Source organism: Allobosea sp. LC85 (assembly GCF_000735605.1).
In the GTDB taxonomy this organism is placed as follows: Bacteria; Pseudomonadota; Alphaproteobacteria; order Rhizobiales; family Beijerinckiaceae; genus Allobosea.
In genome coordinates, this window is sequence record NZ_JPKG01000033.1 from 126740 (window position 1) to 146115 (window position 19376).

General features: G+C 65.9%; 18 protein-coding genes. 12 read left to right on the forward strand and 6 right to left on the reverse strand.

Annotation, left to right across the window (positions count from 1 at the left end):
* Nucleotides 1–90: 90 nt before the first annotated feature.
* The 4 genes from FG93_RS16785 to FG93_RS16800 are packed head-to-tail and all read right to left on the reverse strand — an operon-like array spanning nucleotide 91 to nucleotide 3447.
* Nucleotides 91–1224 (reverse strand): serine hydrolase, encoded by a 1134-nt coding sequence (locus tag FG93_RS16785; RefSeq protein WP_043236352.1) that lies wholly within the window; start codon nucleotides 1222–1224, stop codon nucleotides 91–93.
* Nucleotides 1225–1269: 45 nt separating this feature from the next.
* Nucleotides 1270–1671, reverse strand: coding sequence for an aldehyde dehydrogenase family protein (locus FG93_RS16790; protein ID WP_043236354.1), 402 nt, complete (start codon nucleotides 1669–1671; stop codon nucleotides 1270–1272).
* Between the two features lie 20 nt (nucleotides 1672–1691).
* The gene (locus tag FG93_RS16795) at nucleotides 1692–3047 is read right to left on the reverse strand and encodes an FAD-binding oxidoreductase (RefSeq protein WP_052513863.1); all 1356 of its coding nucleotides are present in this window, start codon (nucleotides 3045–3047) and stop codon (nucleotides 1692–1694) included.
* Nucleotides 3034–3447: a RidA family protein gene (locus FG93_RS16800; RefSeq protein ID WP_043236356.1), complete on the reverse strand. Its 414-nt coding sequence runs from the start codon at nucleotides 3445–3447 to the stop codon at nucleotides 3034–3036. Before FG93_RS16800 ends, FG93_RS16795 begins: the two co-directional genes overlap by 14 nt.
* A gap of 269 nt (nucleotides 3448–3716) precedes the next feature.
* Between FG93_RS16800 and FG93_RS16805 the strand changes: the two genes are divergently transcribed.
* The 7 genes from FG93_RS16805 (at nucleotide 3717) to FG93_RS16835 (ending at nucleotide 13188) form a co-directional block, all read left to right on the forward strand.
* The gene (locus tag FG93_RS16805; RefSeq protein WP_043236358.1) at nucleotides 3717–4853 is read left to right on the forward strand and encodes an FAD-binding oxidoreductase; all 1137 of its coding nucleotides are present in this window, start codon (nucleotides 3717–3719) and stop codon (nucleotides 4851–4853) included.
* A 63-nt stretch (nucleotides 4854–4916) separates the two neighbouring features.
* Nucleotides 4917–6587, forward strand: a complete 1671-nt coding sequence (locus FG93_RS16810) for a peptide ABC transporter substrate-binding protein (RefSeq protein ID WP_043236359.1) — start codon at nucleotides 4917–4919, stop codon at nucleotides 6585–6587.
* A gap of 10 nt (nucleotides 6588–6597) precedes the next feature.
* A complete protein-coding gene (locus tag FG93_RS16815) occupies nucleotides 6598–7548 on the forward strand; it encodes an ABC transporter permease (RefSeq protein ID WP_043236361.1) in 951 nt (316 codons plus the stop codon).
* A 3-nt stretch (nucleotides 7549–7551) separates the two neighbouring features.
* Nucleotides 7552–8442 (forward strand): ABC transporter permease, encoded by an 891-nt coding sequence (locus FG93_RS16820; RefSeq protein WP_043236363.1) that lies wholly within the window; start codon nucleotides 7552–7554, stop codon nucleotides 8440–8442.
* 82 nt (nucleotides 8443–8524) lie between these two features.
* A complete protein-coding gene (locus tag FG93_RS16825; RefSeq protein WP_043236365.1) occupies nucleotides 8525–9427 on the forward strand; it encodes a LysR substrate-binding domain-containing protein in 903 nt (300 codons plus the stop codon).
* Between the two features lie 381 nt (nucleotides 9428–9808).
* Nucleotides 9809–11977, forward strand: a complete 2169-nt coding sequence (locus tag FG93_RS16830; protein WP_244448640.1) for a TonB-dependent siderophore receptor — start codon at nucleotides 9809–9811, stop codon at nucleotides 11975–11977.
* Nucleotides 11977–13188, forward strand: a complete 1212-nt coding sequence (locus FG93_RS16835; RefSeq protein WP_052513865.1) for an ABC transporter substrate-binding protein — start codon at nucleotides 11977–11979, stop codon at nucleotides 13186–13188. The genes FG93_RS16830 and FG93_RS16835 overlap by 1 nt, the downstream gene beginning before the upstream one ends.
* A 67-nt stretch (nucleotides 13189–13255) precedes the next feature.
* Here FG93_RS16835 and FG93_RS16840 read toward each other — a convergent pair whose 3' ends face one another.
* Nucleotides 13256–13966 (reverse strand): hypothetical protein, encoded by a 711-nt coding sequence (locus FG93_RS16840; protein WP_043236367.1) that lies wholly within the window; start codon nucleotides 13964–13966, stop codon nucleotides 13256–13258.
* A 214-nt stretch (nucleotides 13967–14180) separates the two neighbouring features.
* Here FG93_RS16840 and FG93_RS16845 point away from each other — a divergent pair, with 214 nt between their 5' ends.
* The 4 genes from FG93_RS16845 (at nucleotide 14181) to FG93_RS16860 (ending at nucleotide 16920) form a co-directional block, all read left to right on the forward strand.
* On the forward strand, nucleotides 14181–14765 hold the full coding sequence (locus FG93_RS16845) for a YHS domain-containing (seleno)protein (RefSeq protein WP_152579475.1): 585 nt from the start codon (nucleotides 14181–14183) through the stop codon (nucleotides 14763–14765).
* 317 nt (nucleotides 14766–15082) lie between these two features.
* Nucleotides 15083–15610: an SRPBCC family protein gene (locus FG93_RS16850; protein ID WP_052513867.1), complete on the forward strand. Its 528-nt coding sequence runs from the start codon at nucleotides 15083–15085 to the stop codon at nucleotides 15608–15610.
* A 118-nt stretch (nucleotides 15611–15728) separates the two neighbouring features.
* Nucleotides 15729–16403: an HAD family phosphatase gene (locus FG93_RS16855; protein WP_043236369.1), complete on the forward strand. Its 675-nt coding sequence runs from the start codon at nucleotides 15729–15731 to the stop codon at nucleotides 16401–16403.
* 136 nt (nucleotides 16404–16539) lie between these two features.
* Nucleotides 16540–16920 carry a VOC family protein gene (locus FG93_RS16860; RefSeq protein WP_043236371.1) on the forward strand — a complete coding sequence of 127 codons (381 nt, stop codon included), beginning with the start codon at nucleotides 16540–16542 and terminating at the stop codon, nucleotides 16918–16920.
* Nucleotides 16921–17363: 443 nt separating this feature from the next.
* Here FG93_RS16860 and FG93_RS16865 read toward each other — a convergent pair whose 3' ends face one another.
* Nucleotides 17364–18059: a FadR/GntR family transcriptional regulator gene (locus FG93_RS16865; RefSeq protein ID WP_052513868.1), complete on the reverse strand. Its 696-nt coding sequence runs from the start codon at nucleotides 18057–18059 to the stop codon at nucleotides 17364–17366.
* A gap of 262 nt (nucleotides 18060–18321) precedes the next feature.
* Here FG93_RS16865 and FG93_RS16870 point away from each other — a divergent pair, with 262 nt between their 5' ends.
* A complete protein-coding gene (locus FG93_RS16870) occupies nucleotides 18322–19317 on the forward strand; it encodes an ABC transporter substrate-binding protein (RefSeq protein WP_043236373.1) in 996 nt (331 codons plus the stop codon).
* Nucleotides 19318–19376 lie beyond the last annotated feature (59 nt).

The following is a 19376-nucleotide window of genomic DNA, read 5'->3' on the forward strand; positions in this document are numbered from 1 at the left end:
GGATGCCCGCGTCTCGTTGGTATGGTGATCTGGTTGCATGCTGGGGAAGCGATCGGCTGAGTTAGCCGAGGCCGTTGCGCCCCTGCCGCCTCACAAGGCGCGGGCAAGCGCGGCGAAGAAGGCGTCGTCTTTGATCTCGAGGCGCTGGCGATAGCTCGGCTTCGAGCGTGCGCTCAGCACCACGACGACCAGGCGCTTGTGCGGGTTGATGTGGATGTATTGGCCATAGATGCCCTCGGCCTGGAAGGTGCCTTTGAGCGCGGGATCGTCGAGGACGGGGATCCACCACATATAGCCATAGGGGACGAGCGTCTCGCCGATCAGGAAGGGCGAGCCCGCTTCGCCGGTCCAGCCTTCGGGCAGCAGGGTCTCGCCGCCGATCCGCCCGCCATCCAGCACGAACTGCCCGAAGCGCGCATAATCGCGCATGGTCGCGTGCATGCCGCTGCCCGACACGGTCATTCCGTCGGGGCTTTCCGACCACCAGGTCGCGTCGGCTTCCGCGCCCATGCGCGACCACAGCCGGGTGGAGAGATAGTCGGCGAGGTTCGTGCCGGTCGCGCCTTCCATGACCGCGCTGACGAGGTAGGACTCGCCGGTATTATAGGTCCAGGACTGCCCCGGCGCCGTCGCGGCGGGCAGGGTGGCCATATGCCGGGCGATGCCGCCTTTCTGCCACTGCGTCTGGATCTCCAGCAGCTGCCTGCGGTCGGAGGTCGGGTCGGTATAGGCCTCGCGCCAGCGGATGCCGGACACCATGCGCAGCAGCTGCCGGATCGAGACCTGCGCATAGACGCCGCCGAGCGGCGCATAGCGCGTCACCGGGTCGTCGAGGCTCTCGATGGCGCCCTCGCGCAGCGCGATGCCGACCAGCGTCGCTGCGACCGATTTGGCGAGCGAGCAGGAATTCCACATCGTCTGCGGGCCGATACCCAGCGAATAGCTCTCCTCGACTACCGCGCCATCGCGCAGCACCATCAGGCCGGCGACGCGGTTGACCGAGAGATAGTCATAGAGGTCGAAGCTCGTCCCGTGGTCCTGGATGGCGAGCGGCGGCAAGGCCTGGCCGGATCGCTCCAACACGGACGGCATCGGCGCGCGTGCGATGGTTCGCGAGGGAAACCAGCCGCCATCGGTCGACATCGTCGCGACCATCTCGTCGGGCAGCAGCGTGCCGTCATAGAAGCGCTCGATCCGAGCGCGGGTGGAGCTGTCCATGCTCATCGCCTTATCCAATGTCTGATCGGGCCTGTCTCATATGCCGAGGCATCAGCCCTGGCGTGCCGGCGCGCTGATGCTGATCCAGGTCGTCTTCGTCTGCAGGTACTGCCCCATCGCTTCCAGGCCCTTGTCGCGTGCGAGCGAGCCCGAGCGCTTATAGCCGCCGAACGGCGTCTTGAGATCGCCTTCGGTGAAGCCGTTGATCGCAACCGTGCCGCAGGCCAGCCGCCGGGACATAAACAGCGCCCGGTCGAGGTCCCTTGTGTAGAGCGTCGCATGCAGCCCGTAATCGCTGTCATTCGCCACCGCCAGCTCGTCCGTCGCCGGATTGACGGAGTCCAGGAGCTTTCCATCGGCCGTGCCGGCCAGCCTGCCGTCGATGAAGGCCCCGGCGGGTAGCGCCAGCGTCCCGGCGATGGCCCGGTAATCGGCCGCGTTCTCAAAACTCATGACGACATCCCGGATGAGGCTCAAAGGGGGGCGTGCGGGCGCGAATAGGTGCCGCGCGCGAAACGGTCGAAGCGCAGCGGCGCGAGGATCGCGGCAGGGGCGGCGCCGCTGGCGAAACTGGCGACATGGCGCCCGACGGCCGGGCCGAGGCCAAAGCCGTGCCCGGAGAAGCCGGTCGCGACGATCAGCCCGGCGATCTCGGCAGGGCTGTCCAGGACCGGCAGCGCGTCCGGCATCACGTCGATCTGGCCGGCCCAGGATTTCACGATCTCGATGCCGTCCGCCCCCTCGAAAAGCTGCCTGACGCTCTCGCCGGTCTTGGCCGCCCGCGCCTCATTGGCCGGGATGCGCGGGCGCCGGCGCGCCACCGGCCGCTCGCGCTTCGGCACCGAGAGGCGCTCATGCAGGTCATCGAGGAGCGGCCGCCCGAGCCTGAAGGCGAAACCGCTGCGGTAGCGCAGCAGCTCGGGCAGGAAGAAGCGCGAGGCCCGGAAGGAATCGAGCGAGAGATCGATATCGGAGCTTGAATCGGCTGCGATGATGCAGGAGCCGTCGGCGCGCTGCCGCAGCCCGATGCCAAAGCCGCAGAAACAGGCTTCGCTGAGCGCCGGCAGCGGGGCGGTGAGCGAGACCGTGCTGCGCACGCCCTGCTGCGGCAGGACGAGACCGAGCGGCGCGAGCAGGCGGTGGCTTTGCAGGCCGGCGGCGCAGACCACGGTGCCGCAGCGGATCAGCCCATGTTCGGTGACGACGCCGCTGACGCGGCCGCCGGCGACCTCGATGGCGAGCGCCCCGCAATCGTCGAGCACGCGGACGCCGCGCCGCATCGCCGCCCGGGCGAAGGCCGTGGTTGCGAGCGCGGGCTCGGCCTGGCCGTCCGAGGGGGTGTGCAGCGCGCCGGGCGCCTGGCCGCGCAGCGCCGGCATCAGGCTTGCCAGCTCAGGGCGAGACAGCATCCGGGCATCGACGGCGATGTCGCGCGTGACCTGGTGCCAATGCGCGAAGCTCTGCAGCTCCGCGTCGGTCTCGGCCACGAAGATGCAGCCGGTCCGGCGCCAGCCGATCGGCTGGCCGAGCTCCTGTTCCAGCGAGGGCCAAATCGAGAGCGCCTCGAGCGCCAGCGGCAATTCGAGCGGGTCGCGATATTGCGTCCGCACGAAGCCCCAGTTGCGGCCGGATTGCTGGGACGAGACTTTGTCGCGCTCGATCAGGATGGTGTCGAGCCCGGCACCGGCGAGATAATAGGCCGATGCCGCCCCCATGATGCCGCCGCCGATGACGACGACATCGGCCTGGCGCGGCAGGGCGACCGGCTCGGCGCCGAGCTGCGCGACGACATCGTCGGGGGCGTGCGGGAACAGGCTAAGCGCGGACATCGAGGATGGCATCCATGTCCATCTCGACGAGGATTTCCGGATCGAACAGCCCGGCCTCGACCGTCGTGCAGGCCGGGTTCACACCCCGGAAAGTCTCGGCGAAGACGGCCATGATCTCTTCGTGATGCGCCGCCTGCGACAGATACATCCGCACCCGCACGACATCGGCGAGCGTCGCGCCGGCCTGGGAGAAGGCGGCCGAGGCATTGCGGAAGAGCTGCAGGGTCTGTTCGCGCGCCCCCTTCGCCAGCGTGCTCGAGGCATAGTTATAGCCCGTCGTACCCGACAGCATGACATGGGGGCCGACGACCACGGCCCGGCTGTAGCTATAGGTCTCTTCGAATTCGCTGCCCGAGGAAATCAGGCGCCGGCCGCCCGCTGATGGTCTGGTGTCGCTCATGATCGCTTTCGCATGACGTTGCCTTGCGCCATGAGGGAGCGCAGCGACGGGCGCCTTGTCGATTTCAATTATTGGAGGCGGAGGGCCAGGAATTGCGCCCAGACATTCGGCCCAGGAATTCGCGCCAGCAATACGGGCCAGGCTGGTCGCAGTTTTTCAGCCCTCGACTTCCAATTATTGAAATCGACAAGGCGCCCGTCCCGGTGCCCTCCTTCAGATCAGCGCAACCGGTCGGCGGTTGCGAGGCAGTGCAGGGAAGCGTTCGGCCGATGCAGGTTGACGTCATCATCATCGGCGGCGGGATTGCGGGCGCTTCGGCCGCCTATTTCCTCTCAGGCCATGGCTCGGTCGCCCTGATCGAGCGTGAGGAGCATTTCAGCTATCACAGCTCCGGCCGCACCGCGGCTCAGTTCACCGTCGGCATCAGCGCCGCGACGATGCGGAAGATGGCGCAGGCGAGCCGCGCCTTCCTGGAGGCGCCGCCCGACGGCTTCACCGATCACCCGATCATGACGCCGCGCGGCTGTCTGACGGTTGCGAAGGCGGGCCAGGAGGCGGCGCTCATCCGCCTGCGCGACAATCTCCACTCCGTCGGCGCCCGTGCCGAGTATCTCGGCGGCCGCGCCGCGCTCGCGCATTTCCCGGCTCTGGTCGCCGACAAGGTCGATGCCGGCGTCTATGAGCCGGACGCGATGGATATCGACGTCAATGCCTTGCTGCAGGGCTATCTGCGTGGCGCGAAGGGCAATAGTGCCTCGCTCCTGACCAGGGCCGATGTCCAGTCGATCCGCCGGGAGGGCGAGTTCTGGAGCGTGCGCCTGGGCGACCGCGAGCTGCGCGCCCCGCTGCTGCTCAATGCTGCCGGCGCCTGGGTCGACGAGGTCACCCGTCTCGCCGGCCTTGGCTCCCTCGGCGTGGTGCCGCACCGGCGGACCGCCTTCACCTTTGCGCTGCAGCCCGGCTTCGATACGCGCGACTGGCCGCATGTCAGCAATGTCGGCTACGGCTGGTATGTGAAGCCGGAAACCGGCTGCCTGATGGGAAGCCTGGCTGACGCGGTGCCGACCGAGCCGGGCGATGTCTATCCCGACGACATGGATGTCGCGCAGGCGATCGAGAATATCGAGCAGGATACGCTTCTGCGGGTCGGCCGGCCGCTCAGCCAATGGGCCGGCCTGCGCAGCTTCGTCGCCGACAAGAATCCCGTGGCCGGCACGCGGCCGGACGCGCCGGGCTTCTACTGGCTGGCGGGGCAGGGCGGCTGCGGCATCCTGACCTCTCCGGCCATGGGGCAGGCGATCGCCGCGATCATGGCCGGCAGCAGCCTTCCGGCGAACCTTTCCGAGCTCGGCGTCACTGCAGCGGATCTTTCACCGATGCGGGATGGGCTGCAGCTAGCGGCCTGAAGCCAGGGCCGACGATCATTCGAGGCTGAACACAGCCCGTGGCGATAAAAGGGGATTGAAGCGATGATCGATAGCAAGGCAGGCAGCGGCGCCAGCCGCCGGGAACTTCTGGGCCTTGGCCTCGGCGCCGGAGCAGCCTCGCTGCTCGGCGGTTTTGGGGCGGCGCATGCGCAGGCGCGCCCATTGGTTCCGCCGCAAAAGCCGCGTGGCCAGGTGATCGCGGGGATCTCGCAGGAACCGACCGTGTTCAATCCGCTGATGCCGGGCAGCGAGGTCGACCAGGGCGTCTGGTGGCAGCTCTTCAACCCGCTCTGGTCGATCGATCCGCAGGGCAGGCTCGTCGCCGATCTCGCGAGCGAGGTTCCGAGCGTCGGGAATGGCGGGCTTTCCGCCGATGGGCTGGTCTGGAAGATCAAGCTGCGCCGGGACGTGAAATGGCATGACGGCACGCCGTTCACGGCCGAGGACGTCAAATACACGCTCGACCTGATCAATACGCCTGGCTTCAGGGTCCGCAACCGCGTCGGCCACAGCCTCGTCAGGGATATCGTCGTCGTTGCCCCCGACGAGATCCACTGGCGCATGGAAAGCGCCTATTCGCCCTATCTCTCGATCCTGGCGCTGACCTTCATCGTTCCCAGGCACATCCTGGAAAAGGCGCAGGATCCGAACACGGCGCCGTTCAACAGCGCACCCGTCGGCACCGGCGCCTTCCGCTGGGGCGAGCGCGTCGCGGGCGACCACCTGCTGCTCCAGGCCAACCCGGCCCATCACGGCGAGGGGCCCTATCTCGAGCGGGTCGTCTTCAAATACATCCCCGACCTGACGATGCTCTACACGCAGTTCCGGACCGGGCAGATCGACTATCTCGGGCTCGGCGGTATCTCCGCCCATTTCGTAAGGGAGGCGCAGGGCTTGCGCGGCCGCAAGCTCTCGCTCTCGCCGACCGCCTTCATCGAGCATATCGCGCTGAACCTCGAATTCGCGCCCTTCGCCGACAAGGCGGTCCGGGAGGCGCTCTATCTCGGCATGAACAAGCAGGCGCGGATCGAGGCCCTGTATTACGGCCTTCCGGTGCCGACCGAGTCCTTCCTGCCGCAGCAATCCTGGGCCTATGATTCAAGCCTGCCGGCGCAACGCCATGACCCGGCCAAGGCCAATGCGCTGCTCGATGCCGCCGGCTGGGCCCGCGGCTCCGACGGCATCCGCCAGAAGAACGGCGTGCGTCTCGAATTCGCCAACTCGACCACGGTCGGCAATCCCGGCCGCGAGCAGTCGCAGCAGCTCTTGATGCAGGATTGGCGGGCGATCGGCGTCGGCCTGCGCATCAACAACATGCCGGGCGCGGTGATCTGGGGCGAATTCTGGCAGAAGTCGAAATTCGAATCCGTGATGGTCGGGTCCAACTTCATGCTCGGCAACGATCCGGACGTGACGCCGCGCTTCAGCAGCAAGGCGATCCCGGCCAAGGCCGGCAGCGGCCTGAACACCTATCAGTACCAGAACCCAGAGATCGACCGGCTGCTGGCCGAGGGCGCGAGCCAGTTCGACCAGACCCAGCGCAAGGCGACCTATGGCAAGATCCAGACGATCATCCGCGACGATCTCGTCCTGCTGCCGATCTATCAGACCGTGATGGCCGAAGGCATCAAGGACGGGCTGCAGGGCTTTGCCGCCAATATCAATTGCTCGTCGAATTGCTGGAACATGCGCAGCTGGTTCTGGGCGTCGTGAGCGGGCGCAGATGATCCCCTTTCTCCTGAGGCGGCTCTGGCAGTCCCTCATCCTGCTGGCCATCGTCTCGATGATCGGCTTCGCGATCCTCTATCTGGCGCCGGGCGGGCCGATGTCGCAATTCGCCCAATCCGCCCAGATGTCGCAGGAGGATCTCGACCGCATCGCCCGCCAGCTCGGCCTCGATCGGCCCCTGCCGGTGCAGTACTGGGACTGGCTGTTGCGCATGCTGAGCGGCGACTGGGGGCGCTCCTTCCGCGACAACAGCCCGGTCTGGAGCGTCATCGGCTCGCATCTGCGCGCCACGTTCGAGCTGATGGCGGTCTCGACGCTGATCGCCATAGCACTCGGCTGCTGGATCGGCATCCTGGGCGCGATCCGGCGCTATTCCATCTTCGACATGGTGGCGACGGTGGGCGCGATGGTGGCCCTCTCGATCCCGACCTTCTGGTTCGGGCTGATCGCGATCTACCTGTTCTCGGTCCAGCTCGGCTGGCTGCCGGCCGGCAATCGGCAGACCATCGGCGACGGCTCCTTTCTCGATGTCGCGCATCATCTCATCGCGCCGGCGCTCGTCCTGGCGCTGGTCGAGACCGCGATCTGGGCCAGGTTCATGCGCTCGGCCATGCTCGACGTGATCGGCCAGGGCTATATCCGGACCGCGCGCGCCAAAGGGCTGCCGGAGCGGGCGGTGCTGCGCGGCCATGCGATGCGCAATGCCCTGCTTCCGCTCATCACCCTTGCGGGCCTGCAATTCCCGACGCTGCTCGGCGGCGCCCTGGTGACCGAGACGGTCTTCACCTGGCCGGGAATGGGGCGGCTCTTCCTCGATTCCGTGGAATACCGCGACTATCCCGTGGTCATGGGCATCCTGATGTTCTCGGCCGTGATGGTCCTGCTCGGGTCGCTGCTGGCCGACATGCTCTACGCGGTGGCTGATCCGCGCATCCGGATGGGGTGAGCCATGACCGACGCAGCAAGCCTGATCGACTTGGCCGACACCCGCGCGGGAAGCGAGCACAAGAGCGCCTGGACCCGCTTCAGGCGCCACAAGCTGGCGATGGCGGGGGCAGCCACCATCGCGATCCTGGTGCTGGGCTCCTTTCTCGGGCCCTATCTCCTGCCCTTCGACGACACCCATATCGACGTGCTGCATCGCTTTGCGCCGCCGCTCTCGGGCGCCCATGTTCTCGGCACCGACGAGCTCGGCCGCGATATCCTCGCCCGGCTGATGATGGGCGGGCGGATCTCGCTCGCGATCGGCTTCACCGCCATGGCGATCGCGATCGCGGCCGGGACCGGGGTCGGGATGATCGCGGGCTATTATGGCGGCATCCTCGGCTCGCTCTTGATGCGCTTCGTCGATGCGATCCTGTGCTTTCCGACGATCTTCCTGCTCCTGGCGCTGGCCGCGCTGGTCAAGCCCGGCCTGCTCTCGATGACGCTGCTGATCGCGGCGACGTCCTGGATGAATGTCGCACGCATCGTCGAGGCGCAGATCAGGGCGCTGCGCGACCAGGATTACGCGGTCGCGGCCAGGGCGATGGGGGCGTCGAGCCTGCGGATCATGTGGCGCAACCTCCTGCCCAATGCGGTGGCGTCGATCGTCGTCGCCGCCACGCTCAATGTCGCCAAGGCGATCCTGCTCGAATCCTATGTCAGCTTTCTCGGCTACGGCATCCAGCCGCCGAGCGCGAGCTGGGGCAACATGCTCAACAATGCCCAGATCTACCTGTCGAGCGCGCCCTGGCTTGCCATCATGCCGGGTCTCGCCATTACACTCGCGGTCACCAGCTTCAATTTCGTTGGTGATGGCCTGAGGGATGCCCTCGACCCGCGCATGGAGATCAGCTGAAGACATCGCCCGGGCGTGGTGACGCCCTCTGGCGCGGCCGGCAGCGGCCGGCTGCGCGACACGAACAAGGCAGGAGGTCGTCTTGACCCGCAGGCTCCCCTCATTGAATGCGCTGCGCTGCTTCGAGATCGTGGCGGCCGAGCTCAGCATCAAGAAGGCCGCGCTCGCCCTGCATGTCAGCGAGAGCGCGGTCAGCCGCCAGGTCCGCATCCTGGAGGAGCAGCTTGGCGCCCAGCTCTTCCAGCGCAATCACAACGGCCTGGAGATCACCGATGCCGGCCAGCGGCTCGCGGTCAGCGTCAAGGAGGCGTTCGACCATATCGCCAACGCGGTGAACCCGTTCCAGAACGACCGCGAGGCGGTGACGATCAAGGTGCTGCCGACCTTCGCGCTGCGCTGGCTGCTGCCGCGGCTGCGCTCGTTCCAGGAGCGGCACCCGCTGATCAAGGTGAATGTCCAGACGCGCCTGAACGACATGACGCTGAACGACACCGATGCCGATCTCGGCATCCGCTATGGCGTCGGCAACTGGCCGCGCGACTACACGACCGAACTCTACGCCGAATGGATTCTCCCGGTCTGCGCGCCGGGCTATCTCGCCGGGCGGCAGGCCAGCGAGACCGACCTGGCCCAGGCGACGCTGCTCCACCCCTTGCCCGATCGGCAGGACTGGGCGACCTGGACGGAGAAATCAGGCGCGAGCCTCGATCCGCGCAGCGGCCTCGATTTCGATGCCCTCGACATGGCGCTCAGCGCCGCCGAAGCCGGGCTCGGGGTCGCCATGACCGATGTCGTGCTGGCCCATGAGGCGATTCAGGCCGGCAGGCTTGTCGTGCCGCTGCGCAAGGCGGTGCCGACCGGCGCCTCCTATTACCTCGTCCGCCCGCCCGACATGCGGCGCCGGCGCGAGGTCAAGCTGGTCGATGAATGGATCTGCGACGAAATCTCGTCCGCGCGCGACCTCGTTCGCCTCTACGCCGCCTGACGGCGCGCCCGCCCACCCGATCCGCGGGGCTGCCTCTGATTTTGTCCGGGCCGATTGCAAAAATTGAAATCGACTGGCCCGGGGAATCCGGTGTGGGTGCCGTTCGGCCGCGACCTGCGGGTCCGTGCCGGAGCGCATGATCCGTTTCAGGCTGAGATTGGCTCGCGTTAAGTTGTTGTTTTGTCTGATTTATTTTTGCGAATTGAAGTCATATTTGAATTAGTCGAAAGTAATTATATATATTCTCAATGATATTCGAAATGTATATTTGCATCTATGTTTCGCGTTATTGACCAGAGAAATGGATTGATCGATACGAGGCCTCATGATCTGCGCCGCTATTAATCGGCGTTGCATGTTCTGATTTTTCATGAGGGCGTGATGAAGCTTCGAAACGATCGAATGATGAACTGCGTGATCCCGGCGCTGCTGGGCGTGGGGATGGTCGGCCTGGAAGCAACCGGCGCCCTGGCTCAGGGCGCGGCGCCGACACGCGTGCAGCTCGACGAGATCGTCGTCGAGGGGCAGGGGACGAAGGGCGAAGTCCCGCCTCCCTTTGCCGGTGGCCAAGTGGCGCAGGGCGGCAGGCTCGGCCTGCTCGGCAATACCGAGATCCTGAAATCCCCGTTCAACATGACGAGCTACACGGCAGCCCTGATCCGGAACCTGCAGGCGGCGACGGTCGCCGAGGCGCTGATCCTCGATCCCTCGGTGCGCAGTTCGCACCCCTCGGGCGGAATCGTGGATTCGTTCAACATCCGCGGCTTTCCGATCTCGGAAGGCAATAATGGCGAGTTCGCCTTCGATGGCGTCTTCGGCGTCGCCCCGAACTATCGCGTCTTCACCGACTATGCCGAGCGGATCGAGGTCCTGAGGGGCCCCGCGGCGGCGCTCGGCGGCATCGCCCCGAACGGCGGCATCGGCGGCCTCATCAACGTGGTGCCGAAGCGGGCGGAGGGCGATCTCACCCGGATCGGCGCGGAGCTCGCGTCAAAAGCCTATGGCGGCGCCACGTTCGACGTCGCAAGGCGCTACGGCGCCGGCCGCGAGTTCGGTGTCCGGGTCAATGGCAGCCTGCGCGGCGGCGATACCGCCGTCGACCGGCAGTATAACGGCACGGGCATCGGCTCGCTCGCGCTCGACTACCAGGGCGAGCGCTTCCGCAGCTGGCTCTATGTTCTGGCCCAGCGCGATTACTGGGACGCGCCGACGCGGCCCTTCCTGGCCAGCCCCGGCGTTCCGGTGCCGGCGGCCCCGAGCGGACGTCGCAACGTGATCCAGCCCTGGGAGCATTCGCGGATCGACGATGGTTCGGTCTTGTTGAAGAATGAATACGATCTCACTGATAATGTGACATTATTCGGCAATGTCGGGGGCTCCCAATCCCATGTCGACCGGTTCTTCGGCAACGGGCCGCTGCCGACGATCCTGAACGGCCGAGGCGATGTCACCTACACCCCGCAATATCTCGATCTGGCGATCGGCCGGCAGATCTATGACGGCGGCGTCCGGGCCCGCTTCGAGACGGGCTTCGTCAAGCATGAGCTGACCTTCCAGGCGTCTTATTATCACGACGAGATCGAGCGGGCGCTGACCGCCGGCCGGGCCGTGAGCTCGAACATCTACGCCCCCGTCTTGACTGAGCCGCAATTTGCGACCCGCGTCCCCCGTGCGCGAACCTCGGACAGCGACCTCACCAGCGTCGCGCTGGCCGATACGCTGTCCATCCTGGACGAGCGTGTCCTGCTGACGCTGGGGGTGCGCCGTCAATCGGTGGAGACGAATAATTACTCGACCACGACCGGCGCCGTGACCTCGTCCTATGACGAGCAGGCGACGACGCCGGTGGTCGGCCTCGTGTTGCGTCCGCTGAACAATGTCTCGCTCTACGCGAACTATATCGAGGGGCTGAGCCGCGGCGATGTCGCGCCGACCAATGCGACCAATGCCGGCGAGGCCTTCGCGCCCTATCGCGCAAAGCAGTACGAGGCCGGCGTGAAGGCGCAGTTCGGCACGTTCGGCGCCGGCATCAGCGCGTTCCAGATCAGCAAGCCGAGTGCCGAGCTGAGCAGCAGCGGAGCCTTTACCGTGAGCGGGGAGCAGCGCGTGCGCGGCCTCGAGCTCAACCTCTACGGGGAACTCACCCCCGAACTGCGACTGCTTGGCGGTGCGACGCTGCTGGACGGCGAACTGACGAAGACGGCGGTCGCGGCCAATCTCGGCAACCGGCCGATCGGCGTTCCCTCGATGCAGCTCAATCTCGGCGCCGAATGGGATCTGCCCTGGGTGAGAGGGCTGACCCTGACGGGCGCGCTGATCCACACCGGCAAGCAGTTCATCAACACCGCCAACAGCCAGTCGCTGCCCGACTGGACGCGGGTCGATCTCGGCGCGCGCTATGCAACCGAGATCGCCGGGCGCAAGACAACCTTCCGCGCCACCGTCCAGAACGTCGCCGATGCCAAGTACTGGTCGAGCGTCGCCTCGTTCGGGACGTTCTATGCGGGCGCGCCGCGCACCTTCCGGCTCTCGATGTCGGTCGATCTGTGATGAGCGCTCGCGGCGGAAGCCATCGGCGCCCCAGCATCGACGCATGCGGGCGGGCGCTCGCGGCGCTCCTGTGCCGCCTCGTCCTGGCGCTCCTGGTGATCACCGGGGGCGCACCGGCATGGGCCGAGTCGGTCGCCGTGACCGATGTGCTCGGGCGCGTCGTCACGGTGACGGTTCCGGTCCAGCGCGTGATCCTCGGCGAGGGGCGGCAGATCCACGCCATCGCCGCGCTCGACCGGGACGCGCCGTTCCGCCGGATCGTCGGCTGGCGCGACGATCTGCAAAAGGCCGATCCGGACAGCTACCGCGGCTATGTCGGGCGCTATCCCGCTATCGCGGCGCTGCCGGCGCTCGGGGCCATGAGCGAGGGCAATCTCGATATCGAGACGGTGATCGCCCTGAAGCCGGATGTGCTGTTCCTCAATGTCGAAGCCGAGATCGCAAGCGCGGAGACGAAGCTCGTCGAAAAGCTCGCTTCCGTCGGCATTCCCGTGGTTTATGTCGATTTCCGCCACGCACCCTTCGTGAACACGGAACCGTCGCTGCGGCTGATGGGCCGCCTGTTCGGCCGGTCGGAGGTCGCCGAGGAGCTCATCGCATTTCGCGCCCGCGAGATCGCGCGCGTCACCGATCGGCTGGCCGGGCTGGCCGATCTCAAGCGGCCGCTTGTCATGGTCGACCGGATTCCGGGCTATTCCGACGATTGCTGCATGACCTTCGGGCCGGAGAATTTCGGCAGGATGGTCGAGATCGCCGGCGGACGGAACCTCGGCAGCCTCGTCCTGCCCGGAACCTTCGGCACGGCAAACCCCGAGACGATCATCGCCATGAACCCCGATGTGGTGATCGCGACCGGCGGCAACTGGGGGGCGCTGGCGCCGGGCGGGGCCTGGGTCGGGCTCGGACCGGGCGCGGATCTCACGGAGGCGAAGCGGAAGCTCGCCAATCTCGCGAAACGCCCGGCCTTCGCTCATACGGCTGCGGTGACGAGCGGCCGCGTCCACGCGATCTGGCATCAGTTCTACAACAACCCCTATCAGTTCGTGGCGATCCAGAGGATCGCCCGCTGGCTCCATCCGGAGCTGTTCGCCGATCTCGATCCCGAGGCGACGCTGCGGGAGCTGCATGAGCGCTTCCTGCCGCTGCCCTACCAGCCGGGCTACTGGGTCGAGCTTGGCGGGGAGGGAGGAGCCGGTCCGGCAGCGCGCTGAGCCGGCCATAAGCGGACACGACAAAATCGGGCGGCGCAGCCCGTCATTCGCAGCCTCCGCCGACCGGTCACGTGACGTGAAAATCCACGCCCGCCAGTTCCATGTCGAGACGGCGGGCGACGCCTTGAGAGGCGATATTGTCCCATGACGTGCTGTAGAATGGCGCCGCGCCCAGCGAACGGACGGCTCGTGCCCAGGCGGCGACCGCCTGCGCGGCATGACCGCTTCGGCGATGATCGGCATGGGTCTCCACCCCCGCGCAATGCACCGCTGCCGTGATGCGAACGCTTGCACAGATCGATACGGCGCGGCCTTCCTTCACCACGGCGAGAAAGGGCTGCCGATGCGGGATGTCGGGGAGCCAATCCTCAAATCCGTCCTGCAGCAGAGCGGCGTTCTCAGGGGTGACGAGGGTCGCCGTCGCGGCGGGGAAGGGATCCCGGACCGCCCGATAGGAGGGGCCGGACCAGAGCTTTTCGACGGCTGCGTGCTCGGCCAGGATCTCGAGATAGCGGTCGCGGTGGACCGGCTGCTTCTCAAAGGCCCGGTCCAGCGGTTCGGTGCGGCATAACTCGCCAAGGCGGGACACGACCTCCTCCGGCACATCTGTCCGGCAGCGAAAGATCGGACCCTGCGCCGTTCGCATCAGATGGAATCGAGGGGCCGGCCGCCAGTCCCATTCATTGGTGCAGACAAGGCGACCGTTCGGATCGGTGCAGTAGAGTGCATCCAGGCGCTTCAGGAAAAGATCATCGGGAGTGCGAGGCTGGTCCGACATTCCCATCATTCTATGAAAATGTGCAGCCGGCACAATGATTTCGATGCAATATTGGTCAGTATTGCAACTCAGGGTCGTGCGAGGGGCGGGCGCGGGCCTGGCGGCCCAGGTCCGTCTCAGCCAGGCTCACGTCTGCGTGAGGATGTAACCAAACCTCCCCGCCGCGCGATCTTTCCCCGAAAGCCGCCTGGGGCGGCTGCGGCGGAGCGACGCGATGCGCCACGAAACGATGCCATCGGCCCGCAGCGCGGGTGCGGTCCATGACGATCTGGTCGCCGGCGGTGCCGGAAGCGCGCTCGTCCTGAACATCGACAGTGAAGGGAGAAACGCCATGCTCGACCGGCGCAGCTTCATCCTGTTCGCCGGCGCGGCGCTCGCCGCACCCGGCGCCCGGGCCGAGATGCCCCGCCCCGTCAACACGCTGGGCTCGTCGGACGGGATCGCGATCCGCGGCTACGACCCCGTCGCCTATTTCCGCGACGGCGGCCCCACGCTGGGCAAGCCGGAATTTTCCGTCGTCCTTCGCGGCGCCACCTGGCGCTTCGCCAGCGCCGAGCACAAGGCGCTGTTCGAAGCCGATCCGGCGCGCTACCTGCCGGCCTATGGCGGCTTCTGCGCCTATGGCACCTCGCGCGGCTACCTCGTGAAGATCGAGCCGGAGGCCTGGTCGATCGTCGATGGCCGGCTCTACCTGAACTACGATCTCGGTGTCCGGAAGACCTGGCTCGGCGATCAGGCGAGGTTCATCGCCAGAGCCGACCGCAATTGGCCCGGGCTGAACGCGACGCATGTCCAATAGGAGCGCGTGGGGCCGTATACCCTGGCTTCCGGGCTCCACAGGACAGGTGGATATGGCAGCGCTCTCTCCGTCATCTCCGCGCGAATGCATCGAGCGCGAGGCGCATCTGCTCGAAGCCTTGCGGCCCGCCATGGCCTTCGGCCTCAATGATGATGACCAGGCGGCTTGCTGGCCAGCGCTGATGCAGGGTCCAAAGGGTGATCGCGGGGCCGCTGGGGCAAGGGAACCTGCCCCAGGGGCTGCGGCTGTGTTGGGTCGAAGAGCCTTGCCAGCCGCCTGATCATTGGGGCACGAGTGGGGGGCTGATCCGAACAGCCGTGACCCTGGAGGTTTTTGCCATGCGCTTTGCCGGTCGTCCGGTGGATGCCTCGTTCTTCGACACGGCGCCCATGCGCTTCAGGAACGTGGTGGAATTGGATGCTTCGCCTGCAAACGTCTTTGCGATTTTCGAGGACGGAGAAGCCTGGCCTGAATGGTTTCGGGCGATCCACAAAGTAGTGTGGACCAGCACCAAGCCATACGGGGTTGGAACCACCCGGACGGTCTCTCTCTCGGCGGTTAATCTCGACGAGCACTTCTTCCGATGGGAGCAGAACCGCCGTTGCTCGTTCTACGTGACTGGGCAATCCGTGCCCCTGGCCCACGCGCTGGCCGAGGATTACCTTCTGGAGGAGATCGTTCCCGGCAAGACGCGGTTCACCTACAGCGTGGGACTTGAACCACGCCTCCTGGTGGCCATGGGTGGCCCCCTGTCGCGAATGTACTTCAGCTCAATGTTCGCGAACGCATGCAAGAACCTGCAGAGCTACGTCGTGAAAGCTGGCAGAGGAAACAGGCAATTGTAGATCAGCGGATCGGTATCGTATCCGGTCTTCTGATCTAATATTTTGTGTCCCGAAAACCGCAATCCATTTTTTGTCCAATGCTTTAGCGAGGAGATCGCTTGAAACCGGACGCCCCGCGATGACGCTCATCATCTTCGATTGTGACGGCGTGCTGGTGAACAGCGAGGAGATCTATCTTGCGGCCGAACTCGCGTTCCTGGCCTCGGCCGGCGTCATCCTCGAACGCGATGTCTACACGGATACATTCATGGGGCTGTCCCCGCCGATGTGGCAGGCAAGGCTCCAGTCGATCATCGCGGAAAAGCGCAGCGCTCCCCTCCCGCCCAACTTCTTCGCGCGGCTGGACGACCATTCGACCGCGCAACTGGAAATCCATCTGGCGGCCCTCCCGGGCGCCCGGCACACCATTGGCGGCCTCACCGCGCTCCGCTGCGTCGCCTCGAGCACGCCCTCCGTGCGACTGCGCTGGAAACTGCAGGAGACCGGCCTGATCGGCCTGTTCGATCCGCATATCTTCTCCTCGGACATGGTTTTGAACGGGAAACCCGCACCCGACCTCTTTCTCCATGCCGCCGCAGTGATGGGCGTGCAGCCCGGTGACTGCGTGGTCGTCGAGGACAGCGTCAATGGCGTCATGGCCGGCAAGGCCGCCGGCATGCAGGTCATCGGTTTCACCGCTGGCGCCCACTGCGCCGGCAATCACGGTGATCGCTTGGCGATGGCCGGCGCGGATCGCATCGTCTGCAGCTATGGCGATCTCGCCACCGCATTGAACGGGCTGGGGGCACAGTAACAACGGGTCAGGGCCGCTCCCCAGCGCGAACGGAAGCAACGGGGCGATGGGGTGGACTTCCCCCCTACGGCATCTGCTTGCCGAAGTGGTGGTGCAGTGGGTGGATTCCGGCCTCGGCTGAAACTAAACTGCGACAATGACCGTTACGCGCCTCGATCACGTGCAACTCGCCATGCCAGCCGGCGGCGAACGTGAGGCGCGCGCCTTTTATGAAGACGTTCTCGGCATCAATGAAGTCGCCAAGCCCCTTCATCTCGCCAGCAGGGGCGGATGCTGGTTCGAGCAGGGAGCATTGAAGGTCCACTTGGGAGTGGACGCCGATTTCAAGCCGGCCCGCAAAGCGCACCCAGCCTTCATCGTGAGCGGTCTCGAAGCGCTGGTCGCCAATCTGAAGGCGCGCGGCTACGGCGTCGCAGAGGACCAACCACTGGACGGGTATGACCGCATCTATGTCGATGACCCGTTCGGGAACCGCATCGAATTGATGGAACCCCTCCCGGCAGCGAGCGACGCCTGAGGGTGAAAAGCCTGACGCGGATGCCCTGCGTCTAGCGGCGCACGGACAGCGCGTACGTTGCCTGGGCTGCGCGCGTCGCAATCCTAGCTGCCACCAACCAAGCGCTGGGAACGAAACTAAACCTGCCACCACCCGCTTCGCAGCGATTTCAGGCTGATCCGCCCCCGAAAAAGTTGAACGAAGAAGCAAGCCAGGGTCGCGGCAGCAAGCAACCCCTGCGCCAGGTAAAACCAGAACCAGAAACCCGACATCGATGCCTTTGGCTCACTCAAGCGGTTGCTGCAATGCGCCGACAGAATAGCTCCGGGATGCGGAGATCCGCAACGGCACGGCTTGGTGTCGGGACTGGCGCCTTCGAGATCATCGCGCCGTTGACGCCAGGGCCGGCGCGCCAGCCTGATGCGCGGATTCCTCGTCCATGCCGGTCGAGGGCTTGCCGCGCCTCATGGCGAGCGGCCGATCAGCCGGTCCTCGACGTTCTGGAGATGGCGGCGCATCGCGTCGGCAGCGCCCGCAGGCTCGCGATGCGCGATCGCGTCGACGATCCGGTCATGGTCCTCGAAGCTGTGGTGATCGGCAGGCGGGCTCGCGTGGCTCGGTCGCGGGCGCCCCCAGGTGACGGCGCGGCGGACCGCGTTCAGCGTTTCGAGCAGCGCGATCAGGATCGGATTATGCGCGGCCTCGGCGATCTGGTGGTGAAAGCGCGCGTCATAGGCCTCGTATTCGCGCCAGGTCGTCGCAGCGCGGCAGGAGGCGTTCAGTTCGGCCAGCGTCGCGATCTCGGCCGCGGTCGCATTGATCGCCGCGAGGCGCGCAAGCTCGGGCTCGAGGCCGATCCGCGCCTTCATCACCTGAATCGGGTTGCTGCGCTGCGCCAGGTCCGCGATATCGACCAGTTGCGGCGGCTTGGGTCCGACGAAAGTACCCTTGCCGACATGGCGCCAGAGCTGGCCCTCGCGCTCGAGCACGGCGAGGCCCTTGCGCAGTTCGGTGCGCTTGACCCCTAGCAGTTCGGCCAGTTCCCGTTCCGGCGGCAGGCGCCCGTCATCCGGCAGCCGCGCCGCGGTGATGTAGCCATAGAGCTGCGTCAGGACGCCCGAGAAATCGGTATCGGGCGGGGCGGGGGCTTTCTGATCCATGATGTGCGACCGGTAACGGGAGATGCGAGCTTGATCCCATGGATCACGGGCGGTTGCAACCATTTTCGATATTGGTTGGAATTATTGCTGCGCTGCGCAAGGATTCTCAATCAAACGGCCGGAAATCGAAGTCTTGACAGGAACAATCCAGCACATGACAGTGCCCAAAATAAAATTGGTTGCGACCACGGTCGCGCAAAAAGCCAAACAGAACTCTGGCGAACAGAACTCTGGCAAAGAGAATTCGGGGAGGAGTCGAACCATGAAGCTGTTGGGGAGAAGGCCATTCGTCCTGTTCGGCGTTGCCGCCGTCAGCACCGCGCTGATGCTGGGAAACGCCGCCGCGCAGGCGCAAGCTAAAGTCCGGGTGGCGCTGGGAGACGTGCTGTCGACCGAGACGCTCTCGATGATCATTGCGCTGGAGCGCGCCAAGGAGAAGGGCGTCGACTACCAGGTGACGCATTTCGCGAAGGAAGATCTAGCCATCCAGGCCGTGATCAACGGCCAGGCCGATCTTGGCGTCGGCACGCCCTATGCGGTGGTCCAGAAGAGCAAGGCGCCGCTGCGGGTGCTCTTCCAGGGCACGCGCCTCGTCTTCTTCCCGGTCGCGGACAAATCCTACAAGACGTGGAAGGACATGAACGGCCAGCCGATCGCGTTCCACGCCCGCGCCACCGGAACGGAGGCGATCGGCAACATCATCGCGAAACGTGAAGGCATCCAGTTCGGCGAGCGCAGCTATGTGCCGGGCTCGGAGAACCGGATCATCGGCATGATGAAGGGCCAGATCAAGGCCACCATCGTCGATCTCGCCAACAAGGACCTCCTGCTGGAGAAGGCGGGCGACCGCTTCCATGTCCTGCCCGGCGTCAGCGAGCCTGCCTCCGATGAGACCCTGTTCGGGCAGATCGACTGGATCCAGAAGAACGAGAAGCAAGTCGATGTCATCGTTACAGAATTCCTGCGGCTCTGGCAGGAAATGGCGGCCAATCCGGCGATCGTCGAGCAGGAGAGGGCCAAGCGCAAGCTGATGGCCGACCAGCCGAAGGAGGTGCTGGAGGGCATCACCAAGTTCTACACGCTGGCGACCAAGGAGGGCGTCTATGCGCCGGCCGGCGGCAGCGCCGAGGTCGCCAAGGCCGATTTCGAATTCTACACCGAGGCAGGCCAGCTGCAGGGGCCGGCCAGCGCGCTGAAGGTCGAGGACTTCTGGTATCTCGCGCCGCTGGAGCGGGCGCGCAAGGCCCTGGGCAGCTAGGCCCGCCCAGGCCAATCCATAGGCTGGAGCGAGCAGTTTCCAGCCTATGGACCCCTTCG

Bases quoted from the DNA above. Each gene is read 5' to 3' on its own strand.
- FG93_RS16860 (WP_043236371.1), top strand. From the start codon at position 16,540: ATGACCGTTACGCGCCTCGATCACGTGCAACTCGCCATGCCAGCCGGC.
- FG93_RS16865 (WP_052513868.1), bottom strand. From the start codon at position 18,059: ATGGATCAGAAAGCCCCCGCCCCGCCCGATACCGATTTCTCGGGCGTC.
- FG93_RS16845 (WP_152579475.1), top strand. From the start codon at position 14,181: ATGCGCCACGAAACGATGCCATCGGCCCGCAGCGCGGGTGCGGTCCAT.
- FG93_RS16870 (WP_043236373.1), top strand. From the start codon at position 18,322: ATGAAGCTGTTGGGGAGAAGGCCATTCGTCCTGTTCGGCGTTGCCGCC.
- FG93_RS16855 (WP_043236369.1), top strand. From the start codon at position 15,729: ATGACGCTCATCATCTTCGATTGTGACGGCGTGCTGGTGAACAGCGAG.
- FG93_RS16815 (WP_043236361.1), top strand. From the start codon at position 6,598: ATGATCCCCTTTCTCCTGAGGCGGCTCTGGCAGTCCCTCATCCTGCTG.
- FG93_RS16785 (WP_043236352.1), bottom strand. From the start codon at position 1,224: ATGAGCATGGACAGCTCCACCCGCGCTCGGATCGAGCGCTTCTATGAC.
- FG93_RS16790 (WP_043236354.1), bottom strand. From the start codon at position 1,671: ATGAGTTTTGAGAACGCGGCCGATTACCGGGCCATCGCCGGGACGCTG.
- FG93_RS16795 (WP_052513863.1), bottom strand. From the start codon at position 3,047: ATGTCCGCGCTTAGCCTGTTCCCGCACGCCCCCGACGATGTCGTCGCG.
- FG93_RS16810 (WP_043236359.1), top strand. From the start codon at position 4,917: ATGATCGATAGCAAGGCAGGCAGCGGCGCCAGCCGCCGGGAACTTCTG.
- FG93_RS16830 (WP_244448640.1), top strand. From the start codon at position 9,809: ATGAAGCTTCGAAACGATCGAATGATGAACTGCGTGATCCCGGCGCTG.
- FG93_RS16800 (WP_043236356.1), bottom strand. From the start codon at position 3,447: ATGAGCGACACCAGACCATCAGCGGGCGGCCGGCGCCTGATTTCCTCG.
- FG93_RS16840 (WP_043236367.1), bottom strand. From the start codon at position 13,966: ATGTCGGACCAGCCTCGCACTCCCGATGATCTTTTCCTGAAGCGCCTG.
- FG93_RS16805 (WP_043236358.1), top strand. From the start codon at position 3,717: ATGCAGGTTGACGTCATCATCATCGGCGGCGGGATTGCGGGCGCTTCG.
- FG93_RS16835 (WP_052513865.1), top strand. From the start codon at position 11,977: ATGAGCGCTCGCGGCGGAAGCCATCGGCGCCCCAGCATCGACGCATGC.
- FG93_RS16820 (WP_043236363.1), top strand. From the start codon at position 7,552: ATGACCGACGCAGCAAGCCTGATCGACTTGGCCGACACCCGCGCGGGA.